The 22604-nt window shown below is 37.8% G+C and carries 17 protein-coding genes and 2 pseudogenes; 7 read left to right on the forward strand and 12 right to left on the reverse strand.

The genetic code is table 11. The features are described 5' to 3' along the window. Positions 1–12: 12 nt before the first annotated feature. A complete protein-coding gene (locus FTU39_RS04265; RefSeq protein ID WP_004975029.1) occupies positions 13–1476 on the reverse strand; it encodes a phospholipase D family protein in 1464 nt (487 codons plus the stop codon). 105 nt (positions 1477–1581) lie between these two features. Next, entirely contained in the window at positions 1582–3744 is a 2163-nt protein-coding gene (gene znuD, locus FTU39_RS04270; RefSeq protein ID WP_004975026.1) for a zinc piracy TonB-dependent receptor ZnuD, read from the reverse strand. A 148-nt stretch (positions 3745–3892) separates the two neighbouring features. Here znuD and FTU39_RS04275 point away from each other — a divergent pair, with 148 nt between their 5' ends. The 5 genes and pseudogenes from FTU39_RS04275 to FTU39_RS13820 all read left to right on the forward strand — a co-directional run. Next, positions 3893–4642, forward strand: coding sequence for a DUF4184 family protein (locus FTU39_RS04275; protein WP_167846266.1), 750 nt, complete (start codon positions 3893–3895; stop codon positions 4640–4642). Between the two features lie 209 nt (positions 4643–4851). Continuing rightward, positions 4852–6636 carry an aspartate--tRNA ligase gene (gene aspS, locus FTU39_RS04280; protein ID WP_104852494.1) on the forward strand — a complete coding sequence of 595 codons (1785 nt, stop codon included), beginning with the start codon at positions 4852–4854 and terminating at the stop codon, positions 6634–6636. 297 nt (positions 6637–6933) lie between these two features. Next, a complete protein-coding gene (locus tag FTU39_RS04285) occupies positions 6934–7803 on the forward strand; it encodes a lysophospholipid acyltransferase family protein (protein ID WP_180051783.1) in 870 nt (289 codons plus the stop codon). A 123-nt stretch (positions 7804–7926) separates the two neighbouring features. After that, the gene (locus tag FTU39_RS04290) at positions 7927–8145 is read left to right on the forward strand and encodes a hypothetical protein (protein ID WP_034686420.1); all 219 of its coding nucleotides are present in this window, start codon (positions 7927–7929) and stop codon (positions 8143–8145) included. Positions 8146–8189: 44 nt separating this feature from the next. Then, a pseudogene (locus FTU39_RS13820) lies at positions 8190–8667 on the forward strand (hypothetical protein); the annotation flags it as partial. Between the two features lie 59 nt (positions 8668–8726). Here FTU39_RS13820 and FTU39_RS04300 read toward each other — a convergent pair. Together FTU39_RS04300 and FTU39_RS04305 are read right to left on the reverse strand one after the other, a co-directional pair. Next, positions 8727–10637, reverse strand: coding sequence for an acyltransferase family protein (locus tag FTU39_RS04300; protein WP_179991280.1), 1911 nt, complete (start codon positions 10635–10637; stop codon positions 8727–8729). 484 nt (positions 10638–11121) lie between these two features. Beyond that, positions 11122–12117, reverse strand: coding sequence for a glycosyltransferase (locus FTU39_RS04305; protein WP_180051769.1), 996 nt, complete (start codon positions 12115–12117; stop codon positions 11122–11124). Positions 12118–12336: 219 nt separating this feature from the next. Between FTU39_RS04305 and FTU39_RS04310 the strand changes: the two genes are divergently transcribed. Then, positions 12337–13221: a hypothetical protein gene (locus FTU39_RS04310; protein ID WP_180051770.1), complete on the forward strand. Its 885-nt coding sequence runs from the start codon at positions 12337–12339 to the stop codon at positions 13219–13221. 15 nt (positions 13222–13236) lie between these two features. On the opposite strand, the gene FTU39_RS04315 is transcribed toward FTU39_RS04310, so the two are convergent. From FTU39_RS04315 to FTU39_RS04335, 5 genes are all read right to left on the reverse strand, one after another. Beyond that, entirely contained in the window at positions 13237–14268 is a 1032-nt protein-coding gene (locus FTU39_RS04315) for a glycosyltransferase (RefSeq protein WP_180051771.1), read from the reverse strand. Then, a complete protein-coding gene (locus tag FTU39_RS04320) occupies positions 14265–15035 on the reverse strand; it encodes a glycosyltransferase family 2 protein (RefSeq protein ID WP_179991284.1) in 771 nt (256 codons plus the stop codon). The genes FTU39_RS04315 and FTU39_RS04320 overlap by 4 nt, the downstream gene beginning before the upstream one ends. After that, the gene (locus FTU39_RS04325) at positions 15032–15784 is read right to left on the reverse strand and encodes a polysaccharide deacetylase family protein (RefSeq protein ID WP_179991285.1); all 753 of its coding nucleotides are present in this window, start codon (positions 15782–15784) and stop codon (positions 15032–15034) included. The genes FTU39_RS04320 and FTU39_RS04325 overlap by 4 nt, the downstream gene beginning before the upstream one ends. Continuing rightward, the gene (locus tag FTU39_RS04330) at positions 15784–16812 is read right to left on the reverse strand and encodes a glycosyltransferase (protein WP_178318717.1); all 1029 of its coding nucleotides are present in this window, start codon (positions 16810–16812) and stop codon (positions 15784–15786) included. The genes FTU39_RS04325 and FTU39_RS04330 overlap by 1 nt, the downstream gene beginning before the upstream one ends. Positions 16813–16928: 116 nt before the next feature. Then, positions 16929–17819, reverse strand: a complete 891-nt coding sequence (locus tag FTU39_RS04335) for a mitochondrial fission ELM1 family protein (RefSeq protein WP_180051772.1) — start codon at positions 17817–17819, stop codon at positions 16929–16931. A gap of 400 nt (positions 17820–18219) precedes the next feature. Between FTU39_RS04335 and FTU39_RS04340 the strand changes: the two are divergent. Beyond that, positions 18220–18767, forward strand: a pseudogene (locus tag FTU39_RS04340) (transposase); the annotation flags it as partial. A 239-nt stretch (positions 18768–19006) separates the two neighbouring features. On the opposite strand, the gene ilvC reads toward FTU39_RS04340, so the two are convergent. From ilvC to FTU39_RS04355, 3 genes are all read right to left on the reverse strand, one after another. Continuing rightward, positions 19007–20023: a ketol-acid reductoisomerase gene (ilvC, locus tag FTU39_RS04345; protein WP_004974988.1), complete on the reverse strand. Its 1017-nt coding sequence runs from the start codon at positions 20021–20023 to the stop codon at positions 19007–19009. A 127-nt stretch (positions 20024–20150) separates the two neighbouring features. Beyond that, the gene (ilvN, locus tag FTU39_RS04350) at positions 20151–20642 is read right to left on the reverse strand and encodes an acetolactate synthase small subunit (protein WP_004974986.1); all 492 of its coding nucleotides are present in this window, start codon (positions 20640–20642) and stop codon (positions 20151–20153) included. Further along, the gene (locus FTU39_RS04355) at positions 20639–22366 is read right to left on the reverse strand and encodes an acetolactate synthase 3 large subunit (RefSeq protein WP_096902629.1); all 1728 of its coding nucleotides are present in this window, start codon (positions 22364–22366) and stop codon (positions 20639–20641) included. The genes ilvN and FTU39_RS04355 overlap by 4 nt, the downstream gene beginning before the upstream one ends. Positions 22367–22604 lie beyond the last annotated feature (238 nt).

Consider the following 22604-nt stretch of genomic DNA (forward strand, 5'->3'; position numbering starts at 1 on the left):
AAAAGTTTAAAGTCAGAATGTCGATAAACCACTCCACTCCATAAAGCGATACAGCGCATATTTCCACTTCGACTCATCGGCATAAACCGCATAATCCACACTCATATTTTTACCCTCAAGGTTTGACCATGCGGTATTAAAATAGTGTTGAGCATCCTGAAATACAGGGTCTTGCACCTGTCCGACCACACGCAAGTTGCTTTCTAAATTATAGTTTTTTAAATTACGTGCGGTGAAATTAGCAGAACCTAAAATCAACTCAGCCTGTGTGGCATTCGATTTCATCAGCATTTTATTGTGGCATTGCTCACCTTGGGTATTACACCAACGTACCTTCACCCCTGCAGCATGTAATTCTGCCGCCACCTGTCGGTTTGGAATGCCATTTTTTTCACGTCCAAAAGCATCTTTATTCGGGTCGAGTAATACCCGCACCTGTACGCCACGTTGCTGTGCAGCAATCAGTGCTTTGATGATTTGTCGCTCCGATAAATAGAACATTGCCAAATCCAGATGTTCTTGCGCTTTGGTCTGCCGAATCAGTGTCAAACTGGCCTCTAAAATGGCTTGTTCAGTGAGGACTTGCACTTGAGGATAGGACGAATCTGCCTCAAACTCTCCCACAATCACCCCAGACACATTGCCTTGCGACATACGTGCTACGGCTTGTTCAGTCTGCAAAATATCAACCGCTGTATTGCCTGTGACCACTAAGGCAATATTAGAATGACGCGAACTACCATCATGCGGATTCAATGAGGTCACCAACGCTTTCCAACCTTCGGTGGTATCAACCACCATGGTTTTACGATGATTGGCTTTAAAATTGAACAGACTAAAATAACTGCGCAAGGTAATTTTATCTTGCCCGAAAGGACTTGGTAGCCAACCTTTTTCTGCATTATTTGGAATACCCTGACAGCAGAGATACCAAAAACCTGACCACAATGGATTCGATGCCCGTAAAGGCGTTAAATCGGTTTCAATCACATCAATGCCTGCTTGACGCAATTGACGATAATGCTCAGGTGCAATACCGCCATATACTGAGTTAATTGGGTCTGTAATGACCTTAATTTCAATATTTGGCTGCAGCTGACGTTTATGAATTAAAGCATCGGTGAGTTGCTGTGTCAGTGGCTGATGCTGCTGTTTAGATGTTCCCACTTCAGGATTAAACAAGAACATATCCAATACAATCGTGCTTTGTGCTGCATCAATCAGCTCTAAAATTTCATTAAAAATTTGATGCTGTTGTTGCTGAACACCTTGCGCGTCGATATAGGTCTGATCGGCAATAAATTTAATAGGCGCATGACGTAATTTTCCAGTGTAATTCAGCCCTTCGGGTAATGGTTTTAAGCTGTGGTAGGTCGCAGACGCCAAATAACCTAAAGCCAGAAAACTTATAATAAGTCCCACATACGCCCGAGGCGACCAATTCAATTTTTGATGAATTCGCTGAAAGATACGCATAACAAAAAACCTAGTCCGATGCGCTCAGACTAGGTTTAATTGTTTGGATTTTCAAGAGGATTTCTGTGTTTTCACGCAGACATCCTGCTCAAGGCAAATTGAATTTTAGAAGCCAAATTCCACGCCGACTGTAAAGTTACGACCCACTTGTGGAATATTCGACAAGAACGATGTATGTGAATACACTTCATCATCGAGCAAGTTGTTGGCTTTAAAATACACACGGTAATCTTGTTTGTTGGCATAGTTGCCCGCATAAGCCACACCAACATTGACCATATTATAGCCTGCTGTTTCTTGCTCTAAATAAGCAACCTTGTCTTGTTTGAAGACACGATAATATTCCGCCATACCCGACCAACCATCGGCAAAGTTGGCATCCACTTTAGTCCCCAAACGCCCTGCAGGTACACGTGGTGCATTTTGATTGTCAATTTCACCACGCACATAATCACCAAACACACTGAGTTTATAATCAGGGCTAATCTGATACCCTAGCTTAGCTTCTGTACCATAAAACTTGGCTTTGTCTTGTTGATAATCAATTAAACGGAAAGTTTCTATATGGTCGGTGGTTGCACCATAAATATAGTTATCAAACCAGTTATGATAGACATGCAACGAATAATCCAGTTTGTCAGCTTCATAGTGCAAACCAAGTTCTAAATTATTCGATTTTTCCACATCTAAATTTGCATTGCCACGCTCATAAGTGTTTGTTGCAAAGTGGATGCCATTTGCATAAAGCTCTTGTGCCAACGGTAAACGCTGTTGGTGTGAGCCTGTAAAGGATAGTTTATAGTTCGGTGCAAACTGCCAGTTGGCTGCTGCAGAAGCAGATACGCCCGTATCTGAATAATCTTTTTGCTTCGCATCGACATCAATTTTTTGATGTTCAACCCGTGCGCCGAGTTCAACATGCACATCGCCAAATTGTTTATGCTCTAAACCGAACAAACTATATTTTTGCGTTTTGGTATCTGGCATAGGTACGCTTTCATGAAAATGATCGCCATGTTTTTCTTTCTGTCCGGTCAAATCAATTTTTTGCTGGCTATACTGGGTACCAAACACACCTTCCCAACCCGCAATAGGTTGATGCACCAACTCTAAACGCGCATCATAGCCTTTGCTTTTAAAGTTACTAATGACTTTGTTTTCTTCTAATTCATCATGTTCATAATCGGTAAAGCTGGCATGCGCACGCAGTTTCTCAAAGCCAGCAAAGGGCTGATCAAGCTCAGTACGCAAATCATAACGGTGTGATTCCAAATCAATCCACGGGCCACCATGTGCATGTTCGTGTTCGTCATGTGGATCTGGTTGTGGTGCAGGGTCGTGGCTTCCGCAATGCAATTTATTCCCATGTGGATGGCAATCATGATATTCATGACTATGCCCTGGCAAACCATATTTGTCCTGACGGTTACTGTACGACAACCCCACAAAACCACGGTCATGAATCCATGATCCACCAATATTCACCGTTTGCCCTTCAGCAAAGGTATTGTCTACACGACGTGCTTTATCAAAATGCGTGCCTTTATCATCATGATCATGCGCAGGGTTATTATGTCCATGATCATGATCGTCATGCCCTGCTTCATCATTATGATGCTCTACCCAATAATTGGGAGTGATGTAATCATTGGCTTTACGTTTAGAACCTTCAATACGCAGCGCAAACTGATCACTCAATGCGGCAGTTACACCCGCACTCGCCAGCTTTTCATCGCTACCCGTGTTGTAACGTAAACCTACCTGCCCTTCTAAACCATTATTTGGCATTTGAGTTGGAATTTTTTGATCAGTCACATTGACTAAGCCACCAACCGTTCCTGCACCATAAAGTAATGTTGATGGGCCACGAATAATTTCAACCTGTTTGGCCAAAATTGGATCGACAGTGATAGCATGGTCTGGTGAAAGCATAGACACATCGGCAGTTTCTGAAGCATGTTGCAGCACTTTAACACGTGGGCCATCTTGCCCACGAATGACAGGTCGGCTAGAGCCTGAACCATATTGGTTAGAATAGACCCCTAGCTCATCTGCCATTGCATCACCTATAGTGGTGCTGCGCTCTGCCAACGTTTTCTGATCAATCACATGATCTGCTACAGCGAAATCTGCCGCAGTTTGTACCAAAGGATGTGCTTGTAGCTGAATCGTTTCCAGTTGTGTATTGGTAACATCCGTATTTGCAAATGCTGCTGGATTAAGTACTGCAAAAATTGAAACTGTTATTAAATTCTTATGGAACGCCATGACCCATGCTCAAATTAGTAAAAATAATTGATGTTATAATATAACATTTCATTAACGTTGCAATAAAAAACATTGTTCCTCTGTATTCTCAATTAAGCTATTCATCACAATTTATTCTGATTTTTTATATTCTTTACTTTGAATTGGTATGCCCTTTACGCTCTCACATGCGGTACTTGCCCCACCACTCGCCAAGCTTTCAGGACAACGTCTGCCTATCGCTGCACTCGCTATAGGTACGATGTTGCCAGATTTACACCGTCTGTTTACTTTGCGTCATGATCCCACTCCACATTTATGGTCAGCATTGCTGTATCCAAATTTATTATTGGGTCTTGTCTTTTGTGCGCTGTGGTATTTACTCTATCGCCCTGCATTGTATCGCTTTGTGGGCGTGCATCACCCGTTAAATCTAAACACGATAAAATCTGTACTTGGGTTTGTATGTGGCTTGATTCTGGCCTTACTGATTGGCAATGCCACCCATTTAATTTGGGATGGTTTAACCCATCACGACTTTCGTAGTTTTGCCTTTCAGGATTTTTTAGCGCAATCGGTACAATTAGGCACAGGTATTTATCCGATGCATCGCATACTGCAAATTGGCAGTTCTATTTTGGCGCTGCCTTTTTTGTTATGTATGAGCCTGCATTATTATCGCAAGCATCGACAGCTCAGTTCTGTAAGCACTAAAATTCGCGTTTATGCCATTGCTCTCATTCTCTTGTCGATTGTATTTGGTGGTTTTTCCCTTTGGGATTATGCGCGTTATATCCCCGATGCGACTTGGCAAGCCGAACTGTATTATTTTACGGGACGTGCCATCAATGAGTTTAGCCAAGGGGCATTACTCATGTTCAGTTTAGGTTGTCTGTTATTTTTGTTTTTGGATCGGTAAGGGTAGATAAAATAAAGTCAAAGCTCATCACTTTATCCTGAATCTTGCTGCATTATCCTATTTCAGACACATTCCTTGTAAAAACCCACTGTTTTTGCAGCAGGTTCTTGTAGCCACATGCCCAAAGAGGCATAATCCTACCTTTGCTAAAGGCGGTGCGCTGTTTACGTATTCGCTTCCTTAACCCATATAGTTGGATTTTTAACGCTATGATGCGAACTCATTATTGCGGTTCTTTAACCGAAGCTCAAATTGATCAAACCGTGACCCTGTGTGGTTGGGTACACCGTCGTCGTGACCACGGTGGTGTAATTTTCCTAGACATGCGTGACCGTGATGGTCTTGTGCAAGTCGTGATTGACCCAGACACTCCAGAAGCATTTGCAACTGCAGACAAAGCACGTTCAGAATTTGTATTAAAAATCACAGGTCGTGTACGTCGTCGCTATGCAGGCACAGAAAATGCCAATATGGTTAGTGGACAAATTGAAGTGTTAGGCAAGGAAATTGAAGTTCTTGCAGCATCTGAAACGCCTCCGTTCCCATTGAACGATGAAAATACCAACATTTCAGAAGAAATTCGTTTGAAATACCGTTTCTTGGACATCCGTCGTCCAGAAATGTTAGATCGCTTACGTTTCCGTTCTAAAGTCACCAACCTAATTCGTAACTATTTAGACGATCATGGTTTCTTGGATGTTGAAACACCAATTTTAACACGTGCAACGCCTGAAGGTGCGCGTGACTATTTAGTACCAAGCCGTGTATCTAACGGTAGCTTCTATGCTCTGCCACAATCTCCACAATTATTTAAACAATTGTTGATGGTGGGTGGTATTGACCGTTATTACCAAATCGCTAAATGTTTCCGTGACGAAGATTTACGCGCAGACCGTCAGCCAGAATTTACTCAAATCGACATTGAAACATCGTTCATGAGTGACGATGATATTATGGATTTGATGGAAGGCATGACCGTGAAGATGTTCGATGAACTTCTAGGCGTGAAATTCGACAAATTCCAACGTATGCCGTATTCAGAAGCGATGCGTGATTATGCGTCTGATAAGCCAGACTTGCGTATCCCACTGAAATTGGTAGACGTTGCTGACTTGATGCAAGACGTTGAGTTCAAAGTATTTGCTGGCCCAGCGAAAGATCCGAAAGGTCGTATTGTTGCCCTTCGCGTTCCTGGCGCGGGTTCATTGCCACGTAGTGCGATTGATGAATACACTAAATTTGTAGGCATCTATGGTGCGAAAGGTTTGGCGTATATTAAAGTCAATGAGCTTGAAAAAGGCATCGAAGGCTTACAATCTCCAATTGTGAAATTTATTGAGCCAATCGTGCTTGATTTATTAAAACGTGTAGGCGCTGAAAATGGCGACATCGTATTCTTTGGTGCAGATAAAGCTAAAATTGTAAACGATGCAATGGGCGCACTTCGTGTCAAAATCGGTCACGATTTGAACCTTGCAACCTGCGAATGGGCACCGCTTTGGGTGGTTGATTTCCCAATGTTTGAAGAAACTGATGATGGTAAATGGACCTCTGTGCATCACCCATTCACTTTACCAAAATCAAGCGTTGAAGATGTGAAAAGCAACCCTGGTGAAGCTTTATCTGTCGCGTATGACATGGTATTGAACGGTACTGAAATTGGTGGTGGTTCACTGCGAATTTATACTTTAGAAATGCAAAAAGCGATTTTTGAAGCTTTAGGTATTGAAGAAGAAGAAGCCGAAGAGAAATTCAGTTTCTTATTGAATGCGTTGAAATACGGTGCGCCTCCGCACGGTGGTTTGGCATTTGGTTTAGACCGTTTGGTGATGTTGATGACAGGCGCATCGTCTATTCGTGATGTGATTGCCTTCCCGAAAACCAAGACAGCTGAATGTCCATTGACTCAAGCACCTGCACCAGTTGAGGCGACTCAATTGCGTGATTTGGGTATTCGTTTACGTGAAAAACCCAAAGCAGAATCTCAAGAATAAGTTTTGAGAATGTGAGAAGAACCCTGCAAATTTGCAGGGTTTTTTATTAACTTCAATTTGGATAAATTCCAAGTTGAACAATAAAAATAATAATTACTTTACTTTGTTAATAGCAAAACGATTACACTGCACTATGCTAAACTGCCTAATTATGAATAACATTGAATAATTCAATTTCATACCTCATTTTATTTTGTTTTAAGGCTTCTGATCATTTTTCTTGTGAAACAAGCACGTTCGCGTTCACTGCAAAATTTATGCTTCATTTGTACCTTATATTTTGAGATCGGCTGTCTGATGTACTTAATTTTAAAAATAATATCTGTCTTTCCGTTACGCCTGCTGCAAGCAATTGCAATGATGGCTGCTGGTCTTATTTATTATTTTAATTTATCTATCAAACGCATCACTGCAATTAATATTAAACTGGCTTATCCAAAGCTTTCATCTGCCGAACAAGAACAGCTCATAAAAAAGAGTGTACAAAGTCAATGTCTCAGTTATCTAGAGTTTATTAAATGCTGGGGAATGCCACCAAATTACAGTTTGAATCTGCTAAAAAATGTTTATGGTGAAACGGTTTTAACTGACGCTCTTGCAAATAAAAAAGGAGTTATCGTGGTAGTTCCTCATTTTGGTTGCTGGGAGTTACTCAATGCATGGCTCAGTGTATATACAGCCCCCATGATTATGTATAAGCCGAATAAAAACAAAGGGATAAACCGATATTTACTAGAAGCTCGAGAAAAATTTAATGCCACTTTAGTACCCACCAATGAAACTGGTATTCGTTCTATTTTTAAACATTTGAAACACGGCGGTTTAACAGTCATTTTACCAGATCATTTACCCAAGCCATCTGGTGGTATATATTCTGCTTTTTTTGGGAAAAAGACTTTATCCATCACGCTAGTTTCCAAGCTTGCAGCAAAAACACAGTGCAATATTATTGGATTAAGCTGTATTCGAAGTCCAGATTTAAGATATTTCAATATTCACTGTCAAAAATTGCCAGATGCTATTCTGTCTCAAGATTTACAGCACTCTGTAGACTGTCTAAACCTTTCAATGCAAAATATGATTGATCAAGCACCTGAGCAATATATTTGGTCATACAAGCGCTTTAGAAATTGCTTGGGCAATGTCAATATGTACCGTAAAGAGTAGATTTTTTTAAATACGTTTGCTCTTTTTGCACGTATAAAACCAAGATTTAGGTTATTCAATTGAGATCAATTTTCAACAATGGCATAATAGCGCTTCGTTTTGAGTTTTAAGTTGAGCGTTACTATGGCTATGCGTCCTGCAGTTCGTAATCGTGGCATTATGCTAATTGTATTTGCTGTCGCTCAATGGTTGTTCATGCGTTATATTCTGGCCAATAACCTGTTTGCCTTAGACACCAATGACCGCATTTTGTACTTTAGCTTAAGTTCTATTGGCGGTGCATTTGTGATTTTTGTGGGGCTGATTTATATGGTGTTGGCGGGGAATGCGGATAAACAGTAATTATTAGATCTCTTGCGAAAGTACCCCCCCTGAATATAAATTTCATGAGATATCAGAAATTAGTCCATTTTCAGATTCTGAATTTAACCACTTGGTTAGCGTACTTCGACCTGTATTTTCCAAAAGGCAAAGATTTTAGAAAAAGCAGAATCACACAAAAAGAAATCAGGTCATCCTAATACCTTAAATCCAGAGAATCAGTTGTTATTAACTCCCAATTACTTACGGAACTACAATACTCAATTGGAATTGGAATTGGAATTGGAATTGGAATTGGAATTGGAATTGGAATTGGAATTGGAATTGGAATTGGAATTGGAATTGGAGGCACACTACCATATAGCCAAAAAAAATGTGAATCGAACCATTAAAAATGGTTGAAGATATATTGATGAAATCAAGACGTTTTACTCAGCCAAAACAGCATTGCCACAGCAGATGAACACTTTAGAACGCCCGAAAATCAGAGGTAAGTTCTACAGTAGTAAAAAAGGACATACTCTGGTAAAAGCCTATATGTTAAATAAAAGACACCACGAATGGTGTCTAATGTAAAAAGTCAGTATTTATTTAGGTATGTATTACATAGCATTTTTAAACATAGGAATCAGTAATTTATTTCCATATTCACTTAAATGATCACCATCACGATAAATAGGACGACCTTTATACTCACTAATACATTGTCCTGTCTTACATAATATTATTGAAGGATCTAGAACTTTCACATTACATTTAACAGCACTTCTACTAATAATTTCACGAGTTTTTTTAGATCTTTCCAAATAACTCTCATATGAAATTGATGTTTTTTTGCTCTGATTGTAATATGAGTTTTTCAAAATTCTTTGTGGAACATTAAAACCAAGCTCTGGAATAGGTTGAATAATATAAAGTGGATTGCTTTTTGAAATTTCACATAAAGTTTTTGTTAAATTTTTTTCGAACAAGGTAAATCTATTATACATAGATACGTTTTTCTGGTTTTCAAAATATATTAATGGTTTTGCACCATCAGTAGGTATACGATCTGGATCATTTTCTCCAATTAAATAGTGTGAATATCGTCCTGCTAAAAAAATAGGAATATTTATATATTTGTTTGATAAAATTAAATTCAATCGTTTTTTATTGATCTCAGAGCAGGGGTGATCTTCATAAAGTTCCATGTTATAGATCAAAGGACATGAGCTTGTTGATAATGAAATAATTCCTTCTGATTCTAAATCAAAAATAGAAGCTAGAGACGTTGTTAATGAATCTGCATGACTATCACCAATAATAATTGCTTTAATCTTAGAAGAATTCCCAATAACACATTCATATAATTCATTTTTATCACATTCATAAGGATTGGAGTTGGTGATTTCGCTATTTACAATTTTTTCTGCTTTAGAAAGACGTAACACCATTCCATCAGTAGATTTTACTATATGCCCAAATGCTAAAATAAACAAAAACATATAAAACACTTTAACTTTATATATATCTTTCCATAATGAATATCGAGGGAAGTGAATTTTTTCAATGAATTGATAGCTTAAAAATCCTAGTAAAATCGAAAGAGGAATGCCGTACATCCACCAATCATTGAGTGAAAAAAAGAATCCCAAAACGACTAATGGCCAATGCCATACATAGATAGAGTATGACCATTTACCAATATAATTAAAAATTGAATTGCTAATTAAAAAATTACTCTGATAATTACTCACAATTATTAAATAAGCGCCGATTACAGGAATTAAAGCAATATAACCTGGCCAAGGAGTATCTTTAGAAATCAATAAATATGAAGCTATTATTAGTATTAAACCAAAACATTGTATAATAATACAATGTAATTTTTTATTTAATGACCAAGGATAAAGGAAAGCCATCCCTCCTAAAAGCATTTCCCAGGCACGACTCGTTAATAAGAAATAAGCTGTTTTACTGTCTTTATATGTTGCATAAATACAGTAAATGAAACTTATCAAGAATAAACTGATAACTAAATACTTAATTTTTCTTAAACTTAAATATTTTTTAAGTGTAATAATTATAATTGGAAAAAATATATAAAATTGCCACTCCACAGACAAAGACCAAGTATGTAAAAGCCATTTTGTATGTTCGGCAGTGTCAAAATATCCACCACCTCTGGCAAAAAGGAGGTTTGAAATAAAGAAAGAACTTCTTTCTACTTGTCTGCCTAAATCTTCATAATCTGCAGGTGTTAAATAAAACCATCCGAATACAAGCAATACAGTAGACATTAATGCTAAAACAGGGATAATACGATTAGCACGAGCTGTATAAAACTTAAATAAATTAAAATTATTTTTTTCTATGCCATTAAAAATAATAGCTGTCATTAGAAATCCAGAAATGACAAAGAAAACATCTACTCCTGCGAATCCACCTGGTAGCCACTGAGGGTTGAAGTGAAACAGTACAACAGCAAGTACCGCTAATGCCCTGAGTCCATTTATATCATGTCTAAATTGCATAAATAACAAGTTTGTAGAACAAAAATTTCTCGAATTCTATACCAAATTAACATTGTTGTATAAACATTTTGCAAGATACTGATCTTTAAAGGTTTGCATAAATTTCTATCTAAAAATAAGTTCAATGAAAACATAGTATTACATATTTTTTCAACAAAGCCCTTCGCATGTTCAATGTTATTGAAGGTTAAATAAACTCACAGTCATATTGTTCCACCTTACACTAATAATCAGTTTCTCTATCTGTAAGAATGTGCAAATTGGTAAATTATGGGATTAACAGAAAGGTAATAGAAAATCATTAAGTAAATCAACCGCTATAATTGATATTTTGGCTGCATTTGACTACCACCGCTCTCCTAGATAAATATTATCTATTCTTTTTGCATTGGAGAGTGCTAGCTATATCACATAGCTTTACCTCACAATTTAAAAATTTTAAGCGTTAGAATCTGATGAAAAAAAATTAATTAAGACTCTAGTTCTAAATAAGCGTTTGATAGGCTTCTAAATAGCTACTTGTCATTTTCTCAATGCTAAATTCTTGTTTTCTAGCTTTTAGATCAGCAAATGAATCTAAAAATTCCTGATAATTAGCATAAATTTCATTTAACTTTTGTGCTAGCAATTGCACATTATTTGATTTAGAAATATCAAATACAGATCTTTTCCCAAGTAATACTTTATGACTTGCAATATCGCTCGCTAAAACAGCTTTGCCATAGAATATACCTTCAATCAAAGCAATAGACAATCCCTCTTCAAAAGAAGAAATTACCTGTAAATCCGAACTATACAAATAGTCATTCACATTATTAACAAAACCAACTAACTCAACTTTTCTCTCTAAATCAAGATTAATAATTAGTTGCTGTAACTCTTGTTTTAACTCCCCATCACCAATAATTCTCATTTTGAAATCAAAATTGACCTGAGCAAGAGCCTTGATTAATACATCAAAACCCTTGACTTTAGCCAACCTTCCAACAGCAAGAATATTAAAAACATCTGGAAATTCTAAGTCTTTAGGTGGATTATATTTTACGCCATTTGTAATAAGTATATTTTTTTTTGCATTTGTATAATTTAGAGTTTCTTCAGACACAGCTATACCTAAATCCGCATAAGCAAATTTCTTTTTTAATATTGGATTATGACGAGTGCCTACAATTGGTATTTTCTTTATCAGAAACAATTGCGCATATTTCATAATCTCAATTTCTTTTGTATTATGGCAATGAATAATATCTGGAGATAATTTTTCTAATAATTTAGCCGTTTGATACAAAAATAGTGGGTTATAACGATTCTTCTCAAAATCAAATTCAATTAGCTGTACCTCATCATTCAAATAAGGACGAATTTCCTCCTGACTTAAAAGATAAACTTGATGTTCTTTGACCATCTCATTGCACAAATCAACACAGACTTTTTCTGTGCCAGCAAATTGAACCCAATGCAGTGTATGAAGAATCCTCATCTGTCTTCCTAAATTTCCCTATGACTATAGTACTTTCAGAAATCCCTTAAATTTCAATTGTAAAATCTAAACAATGAAATATAAAGATGAAAATAAAGTTATACGGACTAAAAATACGATACTATTGATGCATAAGCTCATGCTAAGCACCAATATTTTACTGAATAAGTATAATATCTAATGTAGAATTAGATAGATAGTTTTATATATCTAATTTTTATGATGCGAACAATTTTAAAGAAATGGTACAAATTTCAACAAAACCAACAAGCCAAAAAATTTAATTCACATTGGTATATACGTTTTGGTTGGTTAGATGAATCCTTTAACAATCAAGAACAGCTTAAAGATCTTTTTGAAATTCACTCACCTCACAAATTTACTTTTGCCGATTGCTTCTACATCCAAGACAATGATCGACACTTTATATTTTTCGAAGAAGTAAATGATGTTCATCCCGTAGGTTTTTTATCAGTCTTGGAGATTTTTAAAGACGGAACTTACTCAAAGCCACAAACTATTTTAAAATTAGACTACCACCTATCGTATCCTTGTGTATTTAAGGTAAAAAATGACTGGTATATGATTCCAGAAACAAGTGCTAAAAGAACAATTGAACTATGGAAATGTACTGATTTTCCTCTCAAATGGGAAAAACATTCAAACCTATTTGAAAATATTGAGGCTGTAGATACCACTCCCTTTTACCATGAGGGTATGTGGTATTTATTGACTTCCACACGTAGAAACTGCAAAAAATTTGGTGACCGTTTAGATATTTTCTTTACTCAAGATATTTTAAATCCTAACTGGCAAGAACACCCACAAAATCCAGTCTGCAAAGGTCATCAGCAATTCAGAATGGCTGGTAAGCCTTTTATTTATAAAGAAAAACTTATAAGACCTAGTCAAGACTCATTAAAGCGTTATGGCGGAAATATTGAATTCAAAGAAATTCTTGAACTTAGCCCAACCTCATACAAAGAGCAACTTTTGGAAGTTGTTTTACCCACATGGAACAATAACGATGATGGTTGCCATACAATAAATGTTGAACATAATTTTGTAGTTTTAGATGCAATACGCTTATCAGTTAAAAAGTAAATAAGCCCAAAACAACTATTTTAGCAAATGCTCATAAATATTGAGCGTTTGCTGTGCCATGGCTGTAACAGTTAACTCTTGCCTTGCTCTCATGAACAAAGGTAAAAAATCTATTTGTGCTTGTAGAGTTAAAGCATTTTCTATTGCTTGTTGCAACTCTTTCACTTGTCCAATATTTGCAAGATATGGCTCTGGCAACCATTCTATAACACCATTTACACGAGTAGATGCCATCGTTTTATTTGCTTGTAAAGCTTCAACCATCACTAATGGAAATCCTTCACGATCCGAGGACAATACAACAACATCAGCGATTTGGATTAAATCACGAGCATCTGTCCTAAAACCTAAAAAAGCAACACGATCTAGCATTTTTTGTGCTGCTGTTTGTTGCTCTAAATCTGAGCGCAATGACCCATCACCAATAATAAAAAGATGTGCATCTATATTAGACATTGCATGAAGCAATAAACTTATATTTTTTACAGGTTCTAAACGCCCAATACACATTACTATTTTTTTAGAAGAATTTAATAAAGAATATTGAGTATAGATTTCCGACTTTAGTTGTTGTTTTTGCTCGTCAGATAAATTTGGTTGTGTATATACACCATTGTAAACCACATACGCTTTTTCACTAGGAATTCCCTGCGTTAAAGCCTGACTTACTGCAATAACGGCATCTGCAAAAGTATAAATTGATTTTTTCTTTTTCGTACCATGGACTGTTGTTACAAATTTAACAGGTTTTAGCCATGTTCTTATTTTAGAGATCAATTCAGCTGCTTTTCCTGCTTGTGCATGTACAATATCTGGATGAATTTTATTAATAATAGATTTTAGCTGGCAAAGTAAAAATATATTCCAACGACTACGAGAAAAATCTACAGCATGAAAACATACATGCGCATTAAATTTATCCACGTAGCAAGGGTGTGCAATAATATGTACTTCATGTTGCTGAGATAATTCATTAACCAAGTTAAAAGTGTGTTGTTCTAAACCACCAACACCACCACTTGTTGCCAAAACTTGAACAATCTTCATAGATTATCCTGTTTATTTTTCATTTTTTGATGTTGCTCAAATAATTTAGCTTCCTTTAAAAATGCATAAAAAGCATTTACCATGCTGTTTACAAAGCCCCTCCACCCATTTAAGCAGCTACGTCTAATAAAATAAGACTTCACAAAAGTAAGAGGCATGACTAAAACCAACTTTAATAAACTCGGCGCTTTACCTTTTTGGTATTTTTCTTGTGCTTTTAATTCAGAATATTGATTATTCTTTTCAACTTTAACAAAAATACTTGATTCACCATAATGGTAAATATCACCTTCTGCACGAACACTCTGACCATCTACAATCACATTTTCATGCACTTTATTTTCTAAGTCATATCGCCCTTTAGATTTACGAAAAAAACGTACCTTGGCATGCTTTTTTGTATGTTTACTATTGGGAACACCTAAAAACACATCGTTAATTGGTGTAATTAAAGCATCCAATTGATTACTTTGTATCGTTTGCTCAATTTCAGCTTTTAATTCAGAAGATAAAACTTCATCACCATCTAAATTTAAAACCCAATCATTTTTACATTGCGCCAAGGCTAAGCTTTTTTGACCAGCATAGCCCTGCCAATCTTGATGAGAAATCCGCGTATTGGGAAATGATTCTGCAATAGCATAAGTATGATCTGTACTGCCTGAGTCTAAAATAATGACCTCTGAAAAGTCTTTTACACTTTCCAGTGTACTCTCAAGCCATTCAGCACAATTTAAGGTTACGATATAAACACTACAAGGAATCATAATTTATAACGTCCTTTGGCTAAAGCAATACGCATTTGCAAAGCATTCATTGCACCATGTGTACTGACACGTGGAATATTAAATTGATTAGTTTCTGTATAAGGTTCTACTTTTTTACGTGTAGATACAGCATTTTTAAAACCAATTTTTTTTGCCATTTGTTGATGTTTGTCATTAAAACGCCCAAATGGATAAGCAAAGCTTGGACATTTCCCTACTAAAACTTCCACATCTTTTTTTGATGCCTGCATTTCTGCAAATGCTTCCTCATCAGACAATTTCAGCAAATTTACATGATGCTGAGTATGTGCACCAAACTCAATTAAGCCAGAAGCTGACATTTCTTGAATTTGTGCTGTATTTAACTTCTCAATACCTTCAATTTGTGTTGCTAAATAAATTGTTGCCTTCGCATTATATTTTTTGAGTAAAGGAAATGCATACTGGTAGTTATCCTGAAAGCCATCATCAAATGATAAGGCAAAAACATTACTCTGCCCCTCATACTGGTCAAGTTCGGAAACAAAACAAAAAATAGCCCGTTTTTTTACCAAATACTGCAACAACTGTTCAAATTTAGCCGGTGGCATATTCATACCTGAAGCTTCTGCATGGGGGGTTACTTGATGCAACATCACGATACGTGGCAATTTTGCACTGCGTAATGGTAACCAAAAGGTATAATTACCCAATAAGTAAAGTATTGCAGCAAAAACAATTAAACCAAGTACCACATAAACAAACCACATTAGATATACACCTCATATGCCCACTCATATGCTTCAGATAACGGCTGATCAAAAGTAACTTCAAGCATAAATTGAGTAATACGTTTAGCATTAAAACTATGACGCGTTTTGCTCCAACCCAATTCTGCAATTTTTCTTGCCTCATCAGGATGATCTGCATAGTACTTAATTTTTTCAGCTAAATCATTTTGGTCGTTAAAATAGACAATTTCTTGTTCACTATACAGTTTTTCAAAATCAGGGATACGAGGGCTAAAAGTCAACAGGCCATTACCCGTTAACTGCACAATACGATCTGAACTGTATAAAGTTACATCGTTTTTACGTGAATAATTTAACCCCATACGCGCTTCTGAAAGCACTTTATAATAACCTTTTCCATACACGCCAGCTTGCTCAAAACAACCATAATATTGGTATTTCAATGAATGTGCTTGGAGAGTATTTGCCAAGTCTTTCAAAAATTTTTCACGTTCTGGTTCTTTATAAACAACACCACAGAATATAAATTCTTTATCAATATTTGTAGATTCAAATTGTTTTAGTATTTCAACATTTGAATGCCCGACGTTAGGAAAATAAGCTACTTTTAAATTTGGCTGTTTCAATTTTTGAAGATATTCTCCACCAGTCGTACAAAAAATAGCATCTAAATATGGAGAAAATTCACGAACAAAACCAAGTTTTTGCTCCAAATACAAAGGATCAACATACCAAAATGCAATTTTTGTCTTTGGGAATTGTTGCTTTATCTCTTTTAACACCGTTGGACTCATTAAATCGCTATGTCCAATCAAAACTAGATCTGGTTCTAAATTAGAAACTATTTTAAGAACTTCTTTATTTGCCCAATTTGCCCCTAATTTTTTTGTTTTAAAAATAGTTCCCATTCTAGCCATATCACGAAAACTAAAGTCATATACAAAATGACCATTTTCAATCAAACCCGCAGAAATCTTACGGTCTGTACAATAAAAATGAGCACCTTGTTTGTTGAATCCAAAATTCGCAATATGTAATATTTTCATAAATCACTCAAGAAACAAATGAATGTTCCATTTATAGATTGGTATATTTTAATCGTTGTTAAAAAAGAATAATAGGATATAAGCTAGTCCATCATAACAATTTAAACAACTACAACTCATTTAACTAGCATCCTATTCGCCACACGCTCTGCTTCTTTAAAAGCAGTCGTAGAATATAATTCAGCAATTTGTCTAGCATTCGATACAAGTTTTTGATCAAGCAAATGCTGTACCGAACGGGTGATACGATCCTCTTTCACTCGATCTATCTGAATAAGCCCTACTTTACAACCTGCGGTGAGGGCCTCGTATATCATAGACACACTATCTTCAGTCACCCATACCGCTTCCGCTTTTTGCATCTCTTCAAAAATCCAACCCTGCGGCGTTTCTTCAACTGGAAAAATTTGTAGTCGTGAAGCAAAACTTTGCTGAGCCAATGTCGCTAAAAAATCAGCAGGTGTACGCCTAGAACTCGTCAAAATAATGTCACACTGCATATTCTGCTGCACGATCTGCCCAATCGCAGACAACACCTTATCTGCATTCCAAAGATGCCGTTTAGATGAACCACCTAATGCGATCAAAATACGGTTTGGAATGTGTCGCTGCTCATTTTCAATTGGATTCAGCGCACCTTGTGTAACAATCACATTTGCCTGCTCTGGCACACCATCATGTTCAGGAATAACCACATGATCAAACCAAGATAATGGAAAATTGGGTTTCATTAAAATGACAGTTTTTGCACATGGAAAAACTTTACCCATCAAGAAAACACGTAATTGCGTATGACTGCCTACCCCAAAAATGTAATCTGGTTGCTGCGATACAGCCGCATGTTTTTGTTTTTTATATGCGGTCAATAAACTCAACAGTGGTAAATGATCAATTGAAATTTCTTCAAAAGTCAGATCAATATTTGTTTGCTTTTGCATTGCCTTAAAAAGACCCAATGCTTGAGAGCGATGACCTGCCTTACCATCGCTCACATATAAAATATGCATATTCACCCACCAGATCTAAAGCACGAATAGCATCATTTTACTAGATCAAAGCATTTAAAGTAAGCAAAGCTACATATCCTCAATGACTCGAAATATAAACTTCATTGAACTGTCACAGGGCTTGAATCCGCCTTTTCAGATTCAATGAGTAATTGAACCGCTCTTTCTCTAATTTCGGGAGTATAGTTTGGTTTTTTCATCGGAATAGTCTCTCAGAATATTGAGTCTCCGACAAACCCGGTACGGTTCAAATTGCCTTAATAGATTGACCTTGTTGATGAAGTATTTGGATTGTCACTGCTTGCTCCAAAGTTAACATGTTGAGCAGTCCAAAAAGACCACTATATTAACCAAGGGGGTCAATTTTCAAATGCTGTTGGGGGGTCATTTTTACATTGCCGCTAACAGTAAATTCCATGAACTGCATGTGACCAAAAAAAGTCAGGTCGCTGAACAGGCATTAGTGCTGATTCAGAAACTGTATGCCATAGAAGCAGAACTCAGGAAAAAGACCGATGGTACAGCGGAAGACCGCCGCGAATACCGACAACAGCATAGCCAACCGGTGATGCAACAACTATATGAATGGCTCAACCAACATCATCTGACGGTGCCATCGAGTTCTCCCACCGCCAAGGTCATCAATTACACTCTGAAGCGTTGGCCAGCTTTAATCCGCTATTTGGATGATGGCAATCTACCGATTTGCAATAATTGGGTAGAGAATCAAATGCGACCTTGGGCCTTAGGGCGCAAGAACCGGCTGTTTGCTGGCTCGCTGCGCAGCGGCCAGCGAGCGGCGAATATCATGACTTTAATCCAGTCAGCAAAGCTGAATGGCTTGGATCCGTATGCCTATTTAAGTGATGTGCTGAAAAGGCTGCCGACGCATAAAGCGACCCAAATAGAAGAATTACGCCACATCGCTGGAAATCCAACTCAAATTAAAAAATAGGCATGGGGTTCAGCGGACGCTTACAGCGCAAGGAGTGAAAACACAGTTCTGAGCGAAGCGCAAGGCACGTAACATCCTTTACTTCACTCATAAAAAAACCCTTATATAAAATAAGGGTTTATTAAGATTAAACTAAAACTTAGTTTTTCTCTTTGTCTACAATCTTGTTTGCTTGGATCCAAGGTACGAAAGAAAAGTAAAGCACTGCTTTACTTTTCTTAAGGCGCGTAACTTAGTTCTTTTCTTTGTCTACGATTTTGTTTGCTTGGATCCAAGGCATCATCGCACGTAACTTGTTACCCGTTACTTCAATACCGTGAGCCGCGTTTTGACGACGACGAGCAGTCATTGATGGGTAGTTCAACGCACCTTCTTGGATGAACATTTTCGCATATTCACCAGATTGAATACGTTTAAGTGCATTGCGCATTGCTTCACGTGATTGTTCGTTAATCACTTCAGTACCCGTTACATACTCGCCATATTCAGCGTTGTTAGATACTGAATAGTTCATGTCAGCGATACCGCCTTCGAACATCAAGTCAACGATCAATTTAAGCTCGTGTAAGCATTCGAAGTAAGCCATTTCTGGTGCATAACCAGCTTCAACAAGAGTTTCGAAGCCCATTTTAACCAATTCAACAGCACCACCACAAAGAACTGCTTGCTCACCAAATAAGTCAGTTTCAGTTTCTTCACGGAAAGAAGTTTCGATGATACCTGTACGACCACCACCCACACCTGAAGCGTAAGAAAGTGCAACGTTACGTGCATTACCAGAAGCATCTTGATGAATCGCGATAAGATCAGGAACACCTGAACCACGTTGGAATTCAGAACGTACAGTGTGACCAGGTGCTTTAGGTGCAACCATGATTACATCTAAGTCTGCACGTGGAACAACTTGGTTATAAAGAACAGAGAAGCCGTGAGCAAATGCTAAAGTTGCGCCTTGCTTGATGTTTGGCTCAATCACGTCACGATAAAGTTGTGATTGGAACTCATCTGGAGTCAAAATCATAACTAAATCAGCTTGAGCAACAGCAGCAGGAACTTCAGAAACTTTAAGACCCGAATTTTCAGCTTTTTTCCAAGAAGCAGAACCAGCACGTAAACCTACAGTTACGTCTACGCCAGAATCTTTAAGGTTAAGCGCGTGCGCGTGACCTTGTGAACCGTAACCAATGATCGCTACTTTCTTAGATTGAATGATAGATAAGTCGCAGTCTTTATCGTAAAAAATTTGCATTGCTGTCTCCGCTAAAATGCTTTGGATTCCTATCTTACTCAAGTACTTGTCTATTCAGTACTTGAGTAAGCTCTCCATCCTTTGAGATGGAATGAATTCGATGAGTAAAATTAACTATGAAATTTAGTTAAATGGTTAAAACTTTTTCGCCGCGTGCGATACCTGACACACCTGAACGCACAACTTCTAAAATGGTGTTTTCAGCAATCGCGTCAATAAAACCATCTAGTTTTTCAGTTGTACCCGCAAGCTGCACCGTATAAGTCGTTGGTGTGACATCCACAATTTGTCCGCGGAAGATGTCTGCAGTACGTTTGATTTCAGCACGTGCAGCACCCGATGCTTTGACTTTAATCAGCATCAATTCGCGTTCAATATGCGGACCTTCTGACAGGTCGACCACTTTAACCACTTCAACCAATTTATTCAGTTGTTTGGTGATTTGCTCAATTTTATGATCATCACCATAAGTTGTAAGCGTTAAACGTGAAAGTGTTGGGTCTTCGGTTGGTGCAACGTTTAAAGTCTCAATGTTATAACCACGTTGAGAAAATAAACCCACTAAACGAGAAAGCGCACCTGATTCGTTTTCAACGAGAACGGAAATAATGTGTCTCATTCTGTGCGCTCCCCTTTACCTAACCACATATCTTTCATGGATTGACCCGCAATTTGCATCGGATAAACGTGCTCTGTACGGTCAACCATTACGTTAATGAATACGCATTTGTCATTAATCGCCATCGCTTCTGCAAGCTTAGACTCAAGCTCATCGGCATGGTTAATTTGAATACCAACGTGACCATAAGCTTCCATCAATTTAGGGAAGTCAGGCAATGAGTCAACATAAGAACTTGAGTGACGACCTTCATAGTTCATATCTTGCCATTGTTTAACCATACCTAAAGCTTGGTTATTCAAGCATAAGATCTTAACGTTTAAACCATATTGCTTACAGGTAGAAAGCTCTTGGATACACATCTGAATCGATGCTTCACCCGTGATACATACAACCTGTTGATCTGGATAAGCCAGTTTAGCCGCCATAGCATACGGTAAACCTACACCCATAGTACCTAGACCACCAGAGTTCAACCATTGACGTGGACGCTTGTACTTATAGTAGTTCGCGCCAAACATTTGGTGCTGACCTACGTCAGAAGTAATGATCGCATCACCATTGGTCACTTTGTCTAAAGCTTCAACTACTTGTTGCGGCTTCATCGTGCCATCGGTTGGTTTGTCATATTTCAAACCATGAACTTTACGCCATTCATTGATCTGATTCCACCATGCAGCAATCGCTTCAGGGTTTGGCTTGGACACATTTAATTGCTTCAATTGAACCAACATTTCCTGAAGTACAGGTTCAACCGCACCTACAATTGGAATGTGTGCCATGATGGTTTTTGAAATTGTCGCAGGGTCAATGTCAATATGAATGACTTTGGCATTTGGACAGAATTTTGCAGGGTTATTGGTTACACGGTCATCAAAACGTGCACCAATACACAAAATCACATCGGCATTGTGCATGGTCATGTTGGCTTCATACGTACCATGCATGCCCAACATACCAATAAATTGTGGATCATTACCCGGGAACGCGCCCAAGCCCATTAATGTATTGGTTACAGGGAAGCCCAAGATGTGTGCAAGTTCAGTCAATTGCTCAGAAGCATTGCCTTGTACAACACCACCGCCTGAATAAATCACAGGACGTTTGGCATTTAATAGCTCATCAATTGCTTTGCGAATTTGACCTGAGTGACCACGATGCGGTGGTTGATACGAACGCATCTTCACTTTTTCTGGGTATTCGTAAGCAAATTTTTCTGCTGGGTTGGTTGCATCCTTAGGAATATCAACCACCACAGGACCAGGACGACCTGAAGATGCAATATAGAATGCCTTCTTAATCACTGAAGGAATTTCGCTTGCATGACGCACTTGGAAACTGTGTTTTACAATCGGACGTGAAATACCCACCATATCGGTTTCTTGGAAGGCATCTTCACCAATTAAGTGTGTTGCAACCTGACCTGACAAAATCACCATTGGGATTGAGTCCATATAAGCCGTTGCAATTGGAGTTACCGTGTTGGTTGCACCAGGACCTGAAGTCACCAGCACCACACCAGTTTTACCTGTTACGCGCGAGTAGGCATCTGCCATATGACCAGCAGCTTGCTCATGGCGCACAAGGTAATGATTAATTTTGTCTTGTTGAAAGAACGCATCGTAAATATGAAGTACTGCGCCGCCTGGGTATCCAAAAACATGCTCAACGCCTTCGTCCGCCAATGCGCGAACGAGCATTTCACCACCAGATAAAAGTTCCAACGTGATTCACCCTAGTCTTGTCACTGCAAAATGGGAGACACCTGCAGTGTTTTGTTCATTAATTCCTGCACTGTTATAGCACACATATTTCATAGTTTTCATGGCAATAGGAAAAATTTCTGATCTGATTACCGTATAAGCAATATGAGATCTAAAACGTGTTGGGGTAAACACATTTTATAAGCTTTGTTCAGCTTCTCGGCTAGAGAAGTTGCCCATTGCATGACATGACACTTAT

The organism is Acinetobacter sp. YH12099 (assembly GCF_013419195.1).
GTDB lineage: Bacteria > Pseudomonadota > Gammaproteobacteria > Pseudomonadales > Moraxellaceae > Acinetobacter > Acinetobacter towneri.

Excerpts from the sequence above, each read along its gene's own strand:
- FTU39_RS04275 (WP_167846266.1), top strand. The coding sequence starts at position 3,893 with ATGCCCTTTACGCTCTCACATGCGGTACTTGCCCCACCACTCGCCAAG.
- ilvN (WP_004974986.1), bottom strand. The coding sequence starts at position 20,642 with ATGAGACACATTATTTCCGTTCTCGTTGAAAACGAATCAGGTGCGCTT.
- FTU39_RS04335 (WP_180051772.1), bottom strand. The coding sequence starts at position 17,819 with ATGCATATTTTATATGTGAGCGATGGTAAGGCAGGTCATCGCTCTCAA.
- FTU39_RS04305 (WP_180051769.1), bottom strand. The coding sequence starts at position 12,117 with ATGAGGATTCTTCATACACTGCATTGGGTTCAATTTGCTGGCACAGAA.
- FTU39_RS04265 (WP_004975029.1), bottom strand. The coding sequence starts at position 1,476 with ATGCGTATCTTTCAGCGAATTCATCAAAAATTGAATTGGTCGCCTCGG.
- FTU39_RS04315 (WP_180051771.1), bottom strand. The coding sequence starts at position 14,268 with ATGAAGATTGTTCAAGTTTTGGCAACAAGTGGTGGTGTTGGTGGTTTA.
- ilvC (WP_004974988.1), bottom strand. The coding sequence starts at position 20,023 with ATGCAAATTTTTTACGATAAAGACTGCGACTTATCTATCATTCAATCT.
- znuD (WP_004975026.1), bottom strand. The coding sequence starts at position 3,744 with ATGGCGTTCCATAAGAATTTAATAACAGTTTCAATTTTTGCAGTACTT.
- FTU39_RS04310 (WP_180051770.1), top strand. The coding sequence starts at position 12,337 with ATGATGCGAACAATTTTAAAGAAATGGTACAAATTTCAACAAAACCAA.
- aspS (WP_104852494.1), top strand. The coding sequence starts at position 4,852 with ATGATGCGAACTCATTATTGCGGTTCTTTAACCGAAGCTCAAATTGAT.
- FTU39_RS04320 (WP_179991284.1), bottom strand. The coding sequence starts at position 15,035 with ATGATTCCTTGTAGTGTTTATATCGTAACCTTAAATTGTGCTGAATGG.
- FTU39_RS04325 (WP_179991285.1), bottom strand. The coding sequence starts at position 15,784 with ATGTGGTTTGTTTATGTGGTACTTGGTTTAATTGTTTTTGCTGCAATA.
- FTU39_RS04330 (WP_178318717.1), bottom strand. The coding sequence starts at position 16,812 with ATGAAAATATTACATATTGCGAATTTTGGATTCAACAAACAAGGTGCT.
- FTU39_RS04285 (WP_180051783.1), top strand. The coding sequence starts at position 6,934 with ATGTACTTAATTTTAAAAATAATATCTGTCTTTCCGTTACGCCTGCTG.
- FTU39_RS04300 (WP_179991280.1), bottom strand. The coding sequence starts at position 10,637 with ATGCAATTTAGACATGATATAAATGGACTCAGGGCATTAGCGGTACTT.
- FTU39_RS04290 (WP_034686420.1), top strand. The coding sequence starts at position 7,927 with ATGGCTATGCGTCCTGCAGTTCGTAATCGTGGCATTATGCTAATTGTA.